This is a genomic window from Mycoplasmopsis columboralis (assembly GCF_900660675.1).
GTDB classification, from domain to species: Bacteria; Bacillota_I; Bacilli_A; order Mycoplasmatales; family Metamycoplasmataceae; genus Mycoplasmopsis; species Mycoplasmopsis columboralis.
On record NZ_LR215039.1, the window covers coordinates 920,460 to 935,323 of the forward strand.

Genomic DNA, 14,864 nt, shown 5'->3' on the forward strand with positions numbered 1-14,864 from the left:
AGTTATTTTTTTGTTTTTGGTATATTTTTTTTATGAACAAATTTTTAAAAGCACTTAAGAAAAAAATCGCAGAGGACCAAAAGAAATTATCATGAATTTTATTTCTTGATAAATTATTTAGCACTCTAATTTTACTTTTGAATTTATCAGTTTTAGGACTTGCTATTGCTGCATTGGTTATTTTAATTCGTATCGCTAGAAGTCATGATAATGTCGATTATACTTCTTTATACATTTTAATGACTCTTGTAATTTTTATTATCGCTTCATTTGTTCTTACACTCGTTATTGCAGTGTATAAAGTTAATGGAAAATTCAATCGTTACAAAAAAGTGGAGCAAACAGCAATTGATTTAAGTTTTAAATACAAGCATTCAGTTATTAGCAAAGAAGAATTCATTGCTTATTTAAAAGCCTTGGAAGATAAGTTAAATAAAAAAGAGCAAATTGCTTTCAAAAATGTAATTCAAAAACAATTAACAGGAGATAAATAATGAACGTTAAAGAGTATTATGCAAAAGTCAAAAAAGAAAATACTATAAAACTTGTTATTTCTGGTATTTCATATTATTTATTAAATATTCTTTCGATTTCATTTGCTCTTTATTTAGGGGTTATTGCTGCGATTTTTTTAGCCTCAATTAATCAAAACTATCCAAAAGAACTAGGCAATCCTTACAAAGCATTGTTTCCAAATATAACAACCGGATCTACATATATTTTGCTTACAAGCATTATCAACGCAAGTGTTTCATTAATTTCAGGATTTTTATCATTTTTTGTTGTTAATGATTATTTTAAAAATCAAAAATCTATTCGTGAAAAACTTAAATTAGAAAACTTAATTTACTCTGATAAAGTGTTTTATTACAAAGAATTAACTCAAAAAGAAGCAGATTACTTGTTTTATAAACGAATATTTTTCCTAACTAAAAAAGAAAAATACGATCGTGAAAAACTTATTAATAACGGAGGTAAATAATGAATGATATAAATGAAAAAATCTATTGCTCTGAAATTATCTCTAAATCCAAAAGTAAATATCGTAAAAGTTACTACACTTTTGTTGGATTAAATGTTGCATTAATTGTAATTACTGCACTAACAATTATTTTAAACCTTTTTGCAATGCGTTATAATCCTTATCCACAACAAACAATGATTTATTTTGTGTTGCTTGCAATTTTTGCAGTAATTATTTCGTTTATTTCATCAGTGCAAACTTTTTTAAGCATTAAAGATCAAAAAACTTCAATTGGTAATAATATTTATTTAAATGAACAAATCATTGAACGCATTCAAAATAAAGATATTATAACTCGCGATGACATCGATGATATTTTAAATACATTTTAAGGTGCTTGGTCACCTTTTTATTTTGCTTTTAACTAGAAAATTAATTAATTGATATAATAAAAATTATGACAAACAAATGAGCTATTTTCAGTGATGTAGATGGAACAATCTACCCTTTTCCAGAAAAACAATTAACCCAAGTAAACATTAACAAAATTGAGGAATTAAATCAAAAAGGAGTTCCTTTTATTTTAAATACTGGCAATCCACCATATCAAAAAATTCAAAGGCTTGCAGATCAATTTAAATCACCATATATTGTCTGTTCAAATGGAGCCTTAGTTTTTGATAATTTTGCTAAAAAAACTATTTTTATTGAAAAAATGCCTCTTAGTGAAGTGAAAAAAATTTGAGAAGTATCCAACATTACCAACTCACCGTTATATTATTTTGGTACCGATAAGTATTATTTTAAAGATATGCCTAAACAATGACACGATTTTTTAGTTGAGTTTTGTGAATACGACCAATTCATTACACACGGAGAAATTGTGGATGACATTCATAAAATTGAAGTATATGGAGAATCTGAGGTTATTGAGCGTTTTTATGCCGAAGCGATGAAACATGATATTGATTTAAACATCATTAACCTAAAAACTCATATTGAAATTACTAAAAAAGGGGTTTCTAAAGCTTCTGGAATGCGTTGAGTTTGTGAAAATGCTTTTAACATGAGCGTTGAACAAGCTATGGCAATTGGAGATTCACCAAATGATATTTCAATGCTAGAAGCAGCGGGATATTCATATGCGATGGATAATGCTGACAAATTAACTAAATCTAAAGCCAAATATTATACTTCTGATGTGAGACAAAATGGACTTGCCGAAGCTATTGATGATTATTTATATCGTAGTGACTTTGAACTTAAAAGAGCTGTTTCTCAAAGAGGAAAACAAAAATAAATGACACCAATAGAACAAATTATTTACTTTAGTTTAATTGGAGTTTTTGCAACTTTACTACTCACTTTATTGATTCTTTTAATTTTAAATTTATATATTAAAAAATTTGTTAATTTTTTAGAATCTAAACAAACTAGTATCACTCGTGATCAAAGTGATTTTATCAACTCTTTAAAACGTTTTAAAGCTTTAAAAGAGCAAAATAGCAATTACGTTAATACTTATAAGTCTCTTTTAAGTTTAGAAAATATTATTTCAAATCAAAAAGAAAAATTGGACAAAACATCACAAGAGTTATATTCATTCTTAAAAAAGAAAAAAATTTTAGCTGCTCGCAAAACTCTTAAAATTTTTACTCAAAAATATGAAAACTTTAAAAAATCAATTCACCAATATCAATCAATTATTGGACAAATAAGTGCTAATTGAAATAATTATGAAGGTGACATTACTGATATTTTAAATAAACTATCTTTAGCTAGAGAATATTTAAATAAAAATCAAAAAGTTTTACACAATTTATATGGAGATTTAAAAAGTAAAATTGACCGTTATAGCGAGCGGATTAGTTTTATTGATGATCAATGAAACAATCAAGCTAAATTCGAAAATGTTTCAACATCTATTTCTAATTTGATTGTAGATTTAGAATATTTATTTGACATACTTGATCATGCTAAAGTTATTGAATTTTGTTTGTATGATAATTTACCTAAAGCTTTTGAAATCAGAGCAACACAAATTCATGATTTAGAAAAACAAGATCTATTTTTTATAAAAAATAAATTTTACAAATTACAACAAAAAGCTCTTTCTTATCAAGTGGATGCCATTAAGGATAAAATTATTGATTTTTACTTATTTTTCCACAAAAATGAACTTGAAGAATTCAAAAATAAAGCTCTTCATTACATGCACACAAATTTAACAAAAATAATTAAAAATTTATGTGTCAATTTGCAAAAACAACTAAATTACTACGATTTTATTGATATTAAAACAAGTGAAAAATGAGCTAAAGTAATTAAATTATATGAAAAGCTATCTGATAGTAATTTTGAAGAGTACATCAAAAACATAAATAAAATCATTCATTTGCTTGAAGAAATTAATTATTTTATTATTGAACATGTTTTTGAAAATAAACGCCAACAAACAATTGATTTAGCTTTTCAAGAAGAGTTATCTCAAAGCGTTCACTTATATTTTGAAATTATGCAAAATGAGATGTTAATTTCCGCAAAATATCATTCTAGTTTAGAACAGTTAAAAAATATGTATCAACAATTTTTCACAAAAAAACCCAACTTTGTTGATGTGGAAAAAATTTGAAATCGATGAGTCGAATCACTTAGTGCATTAATAGAAGAGATTGCTTTAAATGAACATTATAAGAGTTTATATTTAAGCGTTTATACTTCGCTTATGCAAAGTGAAAGAAATATTTTACAAAATAATGCTGAATTAGCGATTAAATTAAAAAAGCTTACAGCTGTTAATGATTATCAAGAAGCTTTTAGATTATTAAAAAGAGCTTATAAATAGGAGAGTATATGTATAACAAAATATTAATTCGTTATGGTGAATTAGTTTTAAAAAAGAAAAACCGTAAACAATTTATTAAACAATTAAGCGATAATGTTACTAAAATTACGCATCAAAAACCACAAATTGAATTTGATCGAATGTATTTAGATTATTCACCTGAAACTATTCAATCACTCTCTTATGTGTTTGGTATTAGCTCATATTCTCCGGTGATTGTAGTTGATAATGATGTAGAAATTTTTAAAGAAACTATTTTAAAATTAATCAAACCCACTTCTAAAAGCTTTAAAATCGCTTCAAGAAGAAATTATAAAAATTTTGAAGTTAATTCAGATCAATTAAATCGTATTCTTGGGACACACGTACTTAAAAATACTTCTTTAAGTGTGGATGTTCACAACCCTGATCAAACTTTTTATGTGGAAGTAAGACGTTATCACACTTATATTTTTAGTGAATACATTAAAGGTCAAGGGGGATTGCCAGTAGGTATTGGTGGTAAAGGAATACATTTAATTAGCGGTGGGTTTGATTCACCAGTGGCTGCTTATTTAATGATGAAAAGAGGAATTAAACTTGAATTTTTATCATTTTTAACACCTCCACAAACCGATGAAAGAACCAAAGAAAAAATCGTTAATTTAGTTAAAATACTTTCAAGATATCAAGGAGATTCGCTCATTCATTTTGCTGATTATTCAAAGCTGATGAATTACATTTCATTTGTTTCTAAAGAATCTTACAAAATAAATTTAATGCGTCGTAGTTTTTATCGAATCGCTGATACTTTAGCTCAAAAAAGACATTTATTATCCATTTCTAATGGAGAAAATCTAGGCCAAGTAGCTTCGCAAACTCTTGAATCAATTAATGTAATTGGTTCAGTTGCTCAAACAGCTATTTTACGTCCGCTTATTACTTATGACAAAAACGATATAATTAATTTAGCAAAAGAAATTGATACTCATGATATTTCAATTATTAAAGCTAACGAAACTTGTGAGTTATTTGCTCCTAAAGAACCCACTACTAAACCATCTTTGGATGTGGCTCAAAAACTTGAAACTGAGTTATCAATGATTTTTGATTTAGAAGCTGATTTACTAGAAAACGGAATTGAGACCACCAAAGTTAATATTTAAAAAAGCAAGTTTACACACTTGCTTTTTTAAATGATTCTTAAAGAAAATAGGGTAATTAAAGTAATTAGGATTCCAAAAACTAACAAAATTGACAAAATACCTAGAGCATAACCGAGTTGTTGTTTACGATGAGTTTTAAGCTTAATATCATCAAAATCACCCACTTGTTCAACAATATCTTGTGCTTTAGCAACTTTATATTCAGTAGATTCTTCATCAATGAATTTGAGTTCTTGAGTGAATGCTTGAATGTTTTTATTACCTAAATAAAAATCTTTATCAATTAAAGAGCTATCATCACCACTTTCATCAAGTGATTTTAAATTGTTAATTACTTGTTCGGTTTTTCTTTTGATACTTTTAAATGGTTTCATATTGTTTATTGTATCAAAATTACGCAACAAAATAAAAAAAGCACTTAATAGTGCTTTTGGTCATTTCTGAAATGGTACGTCCTAGAGGATTCGAACCTCTGACCCAATGGTTAAAAGCCATTTGCTCTACCTGCTGAGCTAAGGACGCAGGATTTGGTGCCCAGGACTGGACTTGAACCAGCACAGTCTTGCGACCGAGGGATTTTAAGTCCCTTGCGTCTACCTATTCCGCCACCTGGGCATTTCTTCTAGGTAGCTTTTCAATTATACACTTTATTTGAAAAAAAGAATATATTTTTTTAGATTATTTTTTTCTGTTGCTTAAAGTGCATTAATATTATAACACTAGAAACTAAAAACCAAATAATAATTTTTAAAATTTAATTTATATTATAATTAAATATATTTATTTAAAAATTTTAAAGTAATGAGGTATTTATTATGATTAATGTAAACGAATTTAAACCAGGTATCACATTTCAAGATGAAGGAGATATTTTTGTTGTTTTAGAAGCACAACACTCAAAACAAGGACGTGGACAAGCAAACGTTAAAGCAAAAGTAAAAAATCTAAGAACTGGTGCAACAACTATCAAATCTTACACTGGTGGAGATAAAGTTAAACCAGCTCACATTGATAAAAGAAAAATGAACTATTTATATTCAGATGGAGAAAACATCATTTTAATGGATAACGAAACATACGAACAAATTGAAATTCCAGTAAAAAATGTTGAATGAGAATTAAACTTTTTAACTGAAAATAGTGAAGTTCAAATTAGAAAATTCCAAGAAGAAGTCTTAGATGTAGAATTACCAATTAATGTTGATATTAGAGTTGTTGAAGCCCCAGATGCCGTTAAAGGAAACACAACAACCAATCCACAAAAGAAAGTTATTTTAGAAACTGGTTTTGAAATTGAGACTCCAATGTTCATTAAAGAAAACGACATTATTACTGTTTCAACTGAAACTGGTAAATATGTTGGAAAAAGCAACAAATAATGAACTGAATTAATGTAACTTATAATTCTAATCAAACTTATATTGTTAAAGAGGAAGCTATTTTAGATGTTATCAACAATGTATTTAGCGAATTAAAACATTTAAAATTAGTAAAAACACCAAGATTAAGCTTTGATGAAAATCACCTAGATTTAGAAATCTTTGTTGATGTTAAAATCAAAAAAAATAAAACTAAAGATACATATTCAGCAGTTAAACAGCTTGCTAATCAAATTGAAGAAGCAGTAAAAATTTTAATTGACAAAAAACCAAAAAACGTTCAAGTTTGTCTGTTGGACATAATCTAAAACAAAAAGCACTCAATGTAGTGCTTTTTGTTTATGTTGTTGGGATGCTTTCAAAAGGCAAAATTGTTATTTTGCTTTTTGAACCTTTGGGAAAATTTGTTTTTACACTCTTGAAAGAATAATTAATTTTTAGTTTAATAGTTCTATCTGAATAAATTTTAGTAAGTGTCAAAACTTTAAATCAATAACTTGTTTTAACAAGACAATTCTGAGGATTAAAAATAGAGTTTTCTTTTAAAAAAACAAAGATGTTTTCGAGGATAATTTGTATTACTTTAGGATTATAAATAATTGAACGTTCATTTTTAGAAACTGGTAAATGTGGATATTTAAACAAAACGGATTTGCTAGCGAATTTAGATAGCTTCACCAATGATAAAATTTGATTGTTCACAAATAATAGGGTCGAAGTATTTTTTAATATCGATTCCAAATCAAAAATGATTTTCATTTGAATTGCGAAAATTGTTTTTAAAAACCTTGCTTGATTTCGAATTGAATTTAAATCTAACGTTTTGAAAATTAAAACAAATAACTCTCAATTGAATTTTTGTTTCTTTACCTTTTTGAAGGTTATTTGATCAATTAAAAAAAGTATTTGAATTTGTTGTGGAATAAACTTTAAAAGCTTTTGATAAATTTTTGATACTGAATTTAGATCAAAATTCGCTTTAGTTGTAAATAGATCTTTTATAATAACCCCATCTAAATTGAAATTATTTTTTATAAATTCAATTAAGCTAGTAAAAACTTCTATTTGTGCTTCTGTTAAAAGGGTTTGAGAAGCGTGGTTGAATTTTTCTTTACCTAAGTGTTTATAAAAAGTAGTTAAATATTCAATGTTATCAAGATATTTGGTGTTTAAATTACTAAAAATCCATTTTGATAATGTTGCGTTTTGATAACTTAAGTTTCATCAAAATGCGATTTTATTAATTTTTAGAAATTCAATAAAATCAAAGAAAGTTTTGAGTTTATAAATAAACTCTTCATCAACAAATTGCTTATTGTAATGATAATTAATTATAAAAGTAGCAATATCATTTAAAACAACTTTGACAGTTGTTTTATTCTTTAAAAGATCGTTTTTTAGTTGCTCAAAGTAGTTAAAAAAAGCCTTGTTATTTTCTTGATAGAAAAATTCATCATCTACAAATACAAAGTTTTTATCTAAGTTGTTCATTTTGTTGTTTTCCTATAAAGTGTTTTACTAAAAAGCTCTCAAAAATTGCTTCATTATCTATTGTTGATGATTTAAAAGAAGAATCTAGTTTAAGCAAATCTTCAATGATATTTTCAATTTTGGTTAAAGAATATTTAGAAAGCAGTAAAGAAGCTTTTTTGATTCTAAATTCGTGTACTTTTAAAAAACTAGCTATTTTTGCATTATCTCAATTTAAGTTACGCAAATGATAAACCTTATTGGCTAAAATAAAGACGTTTGCCATTTGACTTATTAATGTATTAATGTCAATTCCTTCATATTTTTTTTGTTTATATGCTTTTCAAATAACATTAAAATCATTTGATTCAAAAGCATTTGATAACCCAAAAGAATCATCTAATACATATTGACCAACTGACTTGTCAATTACTTCTTTAGTAATATCCCTAGTTTCAAGCAATAACTTATTGATTTCTTGCATTATTAACGTTAAGTTTTCAGGAAGTTTTTCTAATAGATACATCAAGTTTGATGGAGTAATATCTCCACCTTTGTTTTTAATGTAATTTACCAGTTGTTTAGGTAAATCTTTTTTAGGGATTTGCAAACATTTAAATACTTGGTTGTTTTTTTGAAGTAGTTGAGTTAACTCGTTTTCAGCAAGATCAAGCTTGCGAATAATAAACACAACTTCATTTGAGTTTGGTTGATTTGCTTGCAACAAAAGTTGATTTAGAAAGTCTTTTTGCTCACTTGAAAGTTTTTTAGTCAAAAATAGATCGCAATTTTCAATTAATATTAGCTTATTTTGAGCAAATAAAGAATTACTATACAAATGATCTAAAACTTGTGAATATTCAAATTTATCATTGAATACAATGATATTTTCCTCGGTGTATTTTTGTTTTATTTCTTTTACTTTTTCGTCAATAAAAAAGTTTTCATCCCCATAAATTAAAAACATGTTTTAATTATATAAAAATTTATTAGTTGCTTTTTGATTAGTTACTAATAATATTAATAATGCTGCAAGATTAAGAAAAGATAATGTAGTTTTCAAGTATAAATTACTTACTTGAAATGAAATAAATAAACTTCATCTCATGAGAACTTCTGATATGTTTTTTAAAATAAAATCATAAAAAATTACCACCGGCTTAATTCACCATAAAAATACTAAACTAACTACGTAAAATTCAATAAGTGGGCTTAAAAAGAGCATAAACAAAAAAGACAATGGGTAAAATTCAAATCTAAAAAGTAACACTAACAAAGTTGAAAACATTCAAGTTTTAAAATATTTTTTAAAAGCCTTTTTATTTCATTGTCACTGTTCATTGTTTTCAAACAAATATAAAAAACCACTTAATAAAAATGTGAATCAATACCCAATTTCTGTAACAAATCAGGGATTAATTATTAACACAAATCCAGCAACAATTATTAAAAATTTGGTTTTATCAACATTTATATTTTTAACACTAGCAAATTGGTATATCTCAATTAATAAGATCAGAAAAAATGATTTTACTGCTGATATGTTTCAGTTACACATGGCAAAATAAATGCTTAAAAATAATAAAGATCCAAAAATTTTTAGTTTTGTTTTTCCGAAGATAAATTTAAAAATCACATAAATAATATTAAAATGAAAACCACTTAAAACTACTAAATGTATAACACCTAAAAACGAAAAGTTCTTCGAAAGATCCTCGCTTGTATAACCAAAAATAAGTGGCATGATCGTATTTTGAAATTCTTTGTAATTAAATAATTCTAAATTAAAGAAGCTACTTTTTAAAGAATTGCTAACATTTAAAATTTCATTTACTTGAATTTGATAATATATTCCTTTGTTTAAAAAGAAGTCGAATTTAGAATCTAAAAAAGTCACTTTTCCTTTTAAATAAATTCACTCATTAATTTTAATTTCTTTGATATTTGTTTTATTTAGTAAAACAAAATCTCTTAAAAACGTATCTTGTAATATTGCTGAATTTTTATTAATTTGCTTAACCTTAAAAGTGTAAGTTGCAGTTCCAATTTGAATTGAATTTATTCATCATTTTCAGATCGCATAAATGCAAAACAGCACAATTAAAGCAAGAATTAATATTTTTGAATGTTTATATTTATTAAAAAATAAAATCAGTGCACAACAAACAAACAGCAACAATTTTAATCATGAAAACAAAATAAGCAAAGACATAAATAGTGAAAAGCAAACAAAAGTTATTATGTTTATTCCAGAAGGAGAAAGGTTTGCAATTTTTTTAAAGTGCTTTTTCCAATACCGGATATTTGTGCAATATCTTCTCATGTTGGTACCCCTTGCTTTTTATTTTTGTATTCCAAAATGGTTTTTATAACTCGTTTTGGAAGGTTTAAATGACGTAATTGTTTTTCGCTAGTTAAATCATTTCACTTTAACGATAAATTTTTATAAGGAACAAAAATGTCGCTTTTTAAGGGTGCTAGCGTGTTTAAATCAAATCCAGAAATATCGCTATTTGGTAATAATTTAACTGCGAAAAACAATTGTCGGTAAGTTAGTGGATTTTTAGAGATGTGCACTCCTTCAAATGTAATAGCACCCGATACCGAATAAGTAAAGGATTCGCTTTTTGGTTTAAAAGATTCATTAGTGTTTTCTTGTTTATAAAAATAAACAATCACTAAAGGTATAACAACTAAAGGAATTCAAAACATTTGTTTGATTAATTTTGGTCATTTCATTTGTTTTGATAATAAAAAATACTAAATTAAAAATTAAAAAAAGAATAATGACACTAAAAATCTCTGTTTTTAATTGTGGTAAAATATTAAAGCATCGGCCAGCAGCTGCATTTGCAGAGGAAAGTCCGTGCTAGCACCGCCTGAGATGGTGGTAGTGATCACGTTAGGTCTAATAAACCTAAGCCTAGACGACTAGTGCCACAGAGACGAGAAATGTGAAACGCGGTAAACTCCGTGAGTTAGAAACCCAAATTATGGTAGGGGAACTTTGATAGGGAATTGAACCAATTCAGAGAACATATTATATATGTTAGATAAATTGCTGGCGCTGCTTTTAGCAGAACAGAACACGGCTTATAGATGTAAAAAACAGAGATTTCTCTGTTTTTTTAATTAAAAAAAGTAATCTCAAAGAGATTACTAATCTAAGTATAATGGAATATAACTAAAGCAAAGTAAATAATAAAAACTATAAACATCTAACAAAATATCTTTATAAAATCCTAAAGCTACTTGTGAAGGATCTGATGTAATTGTGGTGTCAATACGCATAAAACCTTTTTTACCGTTAAAATCATATGTGAGCGAATTTTGTTCTGGATCAGTTTGCAAAGTGAATTTGGCAAAATGAGTATATCCATTATCATATGAACGTTTAACAAGAAGTTGTTGAACATATGGTGTAAAGGTTTTGAAAATATCTTGGCGATCGAAAGCTCTTAGTGCAAAAGTACGGTTAAATTGTTCATCTTCAAGTTGAATGGTATTTTGAAATTTTCTAAAAAGTTTAATTCCTGAAACACCTTCATTTGATAAAGATCAAGAAAATTGTTTTTCTTTTAATGCTTGTGTGTAAATTTTAATTAATCCTCTAAAAACATTCACGGTTTCAACTCTGTCTTTACGATGAACTTCATATTGTCAATGCAAGAAGTAATATTCGACTGGAAATTTATTATCAATTAATCATGAACCTATTTTTTCATAACTTACTAATGTAGGTTCGCTTGGACAATCAGGTTTATTAACCAAAATATCTTTTTTGGTTAAATAAGGTAATTCACACTCTTTTAATTTATCCAAAAAGACTTTATTATCAGGTTTGAGATACTCAATGTCTGGAGAAATGTTGGCAAAAGCTTTTTCATATATGCTATCAGCGTTATAAAGTTCTGTCGCAATGTATTGAGAAACTCTGTTTTTAATACTTTTGTAATTTACCGAATATATAATTCCGATTATAAAAAAGATAATAGCAGTAAGTAAAATTCCAACAGCAGCATAAAGAGTAATGTTTTGGTTGTTTTTTGCTCCGTTATACGCAGTAAAAAGAAATGCAATTACCAAAATTGAACCAAAAACAAATGAAGAAATAAAAACAGTTTTTATTTTCTTCATTTTTTCAACTACTTCATTAGAAAAAGCTTTTTGAACTTTTTCTAATACTAGTGGATAAATAGTTTGATCGCATTTACTTTTAAAAGTTTCAAAATCTAAATATTCTTTAACTATTTTCATTTAATACCTTAAATTAAATTGATAAGTTAACGTCTTGTCTTTGTAAAGCTGAAGCTTGATAAAGAGGTTTGGTTTGCAACCCTTGGAAACTTGCAACTACTGAATGTGGTCAGTTAAACAATAATGTGTTAAATTCATTTACGTCCATGTTGTAAATTCTTCGAGCTGCTGAAATTTCTCTTTCAAGGTAAGTAGCTTGTTCCATTAAATCTTTAAAGAGTGTAGAAGATTTAAGCTCTGGATAGTTTTCAGAAATAGCAATTAAACGACCAAAAACTTGATTGTTTAATGCTTCAATTTCGCTTGCGTTCGCAACAGGATTTGAAGTTAAAAGTGAACGCATTTTAGCGAATTTGTCAACCATATCTTCTTCTTGTTTTTTATAAGAAGCAACTGCATCACGAAGCTTTGTTAATGTATCGTAACGTTTGGTAAGTTGAATATCAATTCCTGATGCTGAATTGTTAATTTTGTTTTGCATTCGCATAAATTTGTTTTTTGTAGAAATGTAAGGAATTCCTAATGTAATAATGCAAAATAAAATGTAAATAATTTTTCCAAAAATTCCCGCTTGAGCTGGTTTGGGTCTGTTATCTGAAGCTGGATTAAATTCTTCTGTGTTGGTTTTAGTTTGATCAAAAAGATTTGACATATTTGTTCTCCTTATTTTTTTATACTAATATAAATTATATATCTTTCGTATCAACAACAGCATAGATAAGAGCTATTTAAAAAAATAATTTTTCTGACGTGAAAAAATTTATTTAAAGGTATAATAAAATAACTTGCGAATTTTAGTTCGTTTGTTTTTTACTGTTGCTTTTTTGATATAAATATATAATTTTAATGTTAAAAATTTAATCAAATTATGGAGATAATATGAATTTAAAAAAATTATTACTTATTAGCGGATCAATCTTAGCCGCAATTCCTACAGTAGCTATTGCAGCTGCATGTGGGCCGCAAGTACAAAAAGATCAACCTACAACACCTGAGAAACCAGCTGAACCAGCACCAACTCCAGCAAATCCAGGTACTACAACTGGTGAAACACCTACTGCACCAGTTACTCCAACACAACCAGTTAATGCTGATGCAGTTTTTGAAGTAGTTTCATTAGATAATTTAAAATCTGAAGTTGCATTTTCAAAAACTAAAAATCGCAATACAGTTAGAGCTCGTAAAGGAGCTGATGGTTCATTGGTATTAGTTTCTGGTGGAAGTCAACCAAAAGATTTATTAAAACTAAAAGATGGTCTTGATTTAAGTAAATTAACTTTCTTAACATACACCAACAAAAAAGATTCAAGTAAAACTTATCAATATATTGAAGCAACAATTACTGATGATAATACTTTAACATTCACATACACTTATGATCGGAAATCAATCACTCAAGTGATAAAATTATCAGATTCAGCATCATCAAATTCAACTGAACAACCAGCTCAACCTTCAAATAATGCTACAACTACAGCTTCTGAAGCTCAAGATGGTAATTTAGTGGTTGTATCAGTTGCGAACTTGCAAGCTGAAATTGAATTCTCACAAGGAAAAGGTTTTCCAACTTTAAGACTTAGAAAATTTGATGATTCAGGAATCTTAAAAGGTGGAGGTAGTGCCAAAAAAGAATTAGTTAAATTCAAAGAAGGCATTGATTTATCTAAAGTCTCATTCTTAACATACACCAACAGAAAAGATGCAAGCAAAAGTTATGATTATTTAGATGCTAAAATTTTAGCTGATGGTAATTTAGAAGTAACTTACACTTATGATGGTCAATCTGTTACTCAAGTAATTAAAGTTAATAATTCAACTTCTTCAAACAATTCATCAACAGGCAGTAACAGCAGCGTAAGTGTTGAACCTGTTGTAGTTGCAAGTGGTAATTACGAATATGTTTATGATAGCTCAAATGATTACTACAAAGCTTTAGAGGGCTTATCTGGAGTGGCGCTAGCTCAAAAAATTAACGAAATTCAAAACAGCAGACACAAAACCACAAATTACGGAATGCTTCCTAGCTTTTACAACAGCAGTAGTGCTTTTAAAGATAACTTCTACGAAAAAGACGGAACTATTTTAGATATTTATTCTGAAAATCCAGCTGGTAAAGATCCATATACATATAGAACTTATTCAGGTAATCAAGCCAGTGCTGAAGGACAAGGAATGAACCGTGAACACGTTATTCCACAATCATGATTTAATAAAGCAGAACCTATTAGAAGTGACGCTCACTTTGTATGACCTACAGATATTAAAGTTAATGGTTTAAGAGGTAATTTACCTCATGATAATGTTGTTAATGTTAGTCAAACAACAAGAAATGGTTCAAAATTAGGAGCTAACGACTTAAGACAATCAGTCTTTGAACCAATTGATGCCTTTAAAGGCGATGTTGCAAGAGCTTATTTATATTTCTCTTTAACATACAATAACAAAGATATTTATTCAGGAACAAGTATTTTCCAAAGAAACTTCCCTTATCTTCCTTCTCACTACTTAAATACTTATTTAGGATGAAACGCTAAAGATGTAGTTGATCCTTTTGATGTGACAAGAAATAATGAAGGAGAAAAATACAATAAGTTGAGAAATCCATTTATTGATTATCCTGACTTAGCTGAAAACTTATATGGAAGCAACCCAAAACCTTTTGTTAATAAAGGGGTATTGGTTTCACTAAGAGCTAAAAGCTAATTCTTAAAAAAAGCAAAAGCAAGATTCACCACCTTGCTTTTTTGTTTCTAGTTTAGTAAATTTTAAGTAGTCATCTGATACTATAAATGATACTATAAATG

Annotated in this window: 16 protein-coding genes, 2 tRNA genes and 1 other RNA gene; 10 read left to right on the plus strand and 9 right to left on the minus strand. The window is 27.3% G+C overall.

Annotation, left to right across the window (positions count from 1 at the left end; translation table 4 throughout):
- Nucleotides 1–32: 32 nt before the first annotated feature.
- The 6 genes from EXC45_RS03705 to thiI all read left to right on the plus strand — a co-directional run bounded on the left by EXC45_RS03705 (nt 33) and on the right by thiI (nt 4,954).
- Nucleotides 33–494 carry a hypothetical protein gene (locus EXC45_RS03705; protein WP_036435375.1) on the plus strand — a complete coding sequence of 154 codons (462 nt, stop codon included), beginning with the start codon at nt 33–35 and terminating at the stop codon, nt 492–494.
- Nucleotides 494–982, plus strand: coding sequence for a DUF4231 domain-containing protein (locus tag EXC45_RS03710; RefSeq protein WP_036435378.1), 489 nt, complete (start codon nt 494–496; stop codon nt 980–982). The genes EXC45_RS03705 and EXC45_RS03710 overlap by 1 nt, the downstream gene beginning before the upstream one ends.
- Nucleotides 982–1,356 carry a hypothetical protein gene (locus tag EXC45_RS03715; RefSeq protein WP_051616996.1) on the plus strand — a complete coding sequence of 125 codons (375 nt, stop codon included), beginning with the start codon at nt 982–984 and terminating at the stop codon, nt 1,354–1,356. Before EXC45_RS03710 ends, EXC45_RS03715 begins: the two co-directional genes overlap by 1 nt.
- 65 nt (nt 1,357–1,421) lie before the next feature.
- Nucleotides 1,422–2,264: a Cof-type HAD-IIB family hydrolase gene (locus EXC45_RS03720; RefSeq protein WP_036435381.1), complete on the plus strand. Its 843-nt coding sequence runs from the start codon at nt 1,422–1,424 to the stop codon at nt 2,262–2,264.
- On the plus strand, nt 2,265–3,809 hold the full coding sequence (locus EXC45_RS03725; RefSeq protein WP_036435383.1) for a hypothetical protein: 1,545 nt from the start codon (nt 2,265–2,267) through the stop codon (nt 3,807–3,809). It begins immediately after the preceding gene.
- A gap of 8 nt (nt 3,810–3,817) precedes the next feature.
- A complete protein-coding gene (thiI, locus tag EXC45_RS03730) occupies nt 3,818–4,954 on the plus strand; it encodes a tRNA uracil 4-sulfurtransferase ThiI (RefSeq protein ID WP_036435386.1) in 1,137 nt (378 codons plus the stop codon).
- A 26-nt stretch (nt 4,955–4,980) separates the two neighbouring features.
- On the opposite strand, the gene EXC45_RS03735 is transcribed toward thiI, so the two are convergent.
- The 3 genes from EXC45_RS03735 to EXC45_RS03745 form a co-directional block, all read right to left on the minus strand.
- Nucleotides 4,981–5,328, minus strand: a complete 348-nt coding sequence (locus EXC45_RS03735) for a hypothetical protein (protein WP_084272250.1) — start codon at nt 5,326–5,328, stop codon at nt 4,981–4,983.
- A gap of 72 nt (nt 5,329–5,400) precedes the next feature.
- A tRNA-Lys gene (locus EXC45_RS03740) sits at nt 5,401–5,476 on the minus strand.
- A 6-nt stretch (nt 5,477–5,482) separates the two neighbouring features.
- Nucleotides 5,483–5,569, minus strand: a tRNA-Leu gene (locus tag EXC45_RS03745).
- A gap of 200 nt (nt 5,570–5,769) precedes the next feature.
- Between EXC45_RS03745 and efp the strand changes: the two genes are divergently transcribed.
- Nucleotides 5,770–6,333, plus strand: coding sequence for an elongation factor P (efp, locus tag EXC45_RS03750; RefSeq protein WP_036435392.1), 564 nt, complete (start codon nt 5,770–5,772; stop codon nt 6,331–6,333).
- A complete protein-coding gene (locus EXC45_RS03755) occupies nt 6,333–6,641 on the plus strand; it encodes an MMB_0454 family protein (protein ID WP_223213883.1) in 309 nt (102 codons plus the stop codon). Before efp ends, EXC45_RS03755 begins: the two co-directional genes overlap by 1 nt.
- A gap of 31 nt (nt 6,642–6,672) precedes the next feature.
- On the opposite strand, the gene EXC45_RS03760 is transcribed toward EXC45_RS03755, so the two are convergent.
- From EXC45_RS03760 to EXC45_RS03775, 4 genes are all read right to left on the minus strand, one after another.
- Entirely contained in the window at nt 6,673–7,824 is a 1,152-nt protein-coding gene (locus EXC45_RS03760; RefSeq protein ID WP_036435398.1) for a hypothetical protein, read from the minus strand.
- Nucleotides 7,808–8,770 carry a DNA polymerase III subunit delta gene (gene holA, locus EXC45_RS03765; protein ID WP_036435399.1) on the minus strand — a complete coding sequence of 321 codons (963 nt, stop codon included), beginning with the start codon at nt 8,768–8,770 and terminating at the stop codon, nt 7,808–7,810. Before holA ends, EXC45_RS03760 begins: the two co-directional genes overlap by 17 nt.
- A gap of 3 nt (nt 8,771–8,773) precedes the next feature.
- A complete protein-coding gene (locus EXC45_RS03770; protein WP_165163216.1) occupies nt 8,774–9,982 on the minus strand; it encodes a ComEC/Rec2 family competence protein in 1,209 nt (402 codons plus the stop codon).
- Nucleotides 9,983–10,047: 65 nt separating this feature from the next.
- Complete coding sequence (locus EXC45_RS03775; protein ID WP_036435404.1) at nt 10,048–10,542, minus strand: MAG0490 family ComEA-like DNA-binding protein; 495 nt, start codon at nt 10,540–10,542, stop codon at nt 10,048–10,050.
- 90 nt (nt 10,543–10,632) lie between these two features.
- Between EXC45_RS03775 and rnpB the strand changes: the two genes are divergently transcribed.
- Nucleotides 10,633–10,904, plus strand: an RNA gene (gene rnpB, locus EXC45_RS03780) — RNase P RNA component class B.
- A 58-nt stretch (nt 10,905–10,962) separates the two neighbouring features.
- On the opposite strand, the gene EXC45_RS03785 is transcribed toward rnpB, so the two are convergent.
- Nucleotides 10,963–12,060 carry a hypothetical protein gene (locus EXC45_RS03785; RefSeq protein ID WP_036435407.1) on the minus strand — a complete coding sequence of 366 codons (1,098 nt, stop codon included), beginning with the start codon at nt 12,058–12,060 and terminating at the stop codon, nt 10,963–10,965.
- A 13-nt stretch (nt 12,061–12,073) separates the two neighbouring features.
- Entirely contained in the window at nt 12,074–12,712 is a 639-nt protein-coding gene (locus EXC45_RS03790) for a LemA family protein (protein WP_036435411.1), read from the minus strand.
- A gap of 227 nt (nt 12,713–12,939) precedes the next feature.
- Here EXC45_RS03790 and EXC45_RS03795 point away from each other — a divergent pair, with 227 nt between their 5' ends.
- On the plus strand, nt 12,940–14,763 hold the full coding sequence (locus tag EXC45_RS03795) for an endonuclease (protein WP_051616997.1): 1,824 nt from the start codon (nt 12,940–12,942) through the stop codon (nt 14,761–14,763).
- The last annotated feature ends 101 nt before the right edge of the window (nt 14,764–14,864 follow it).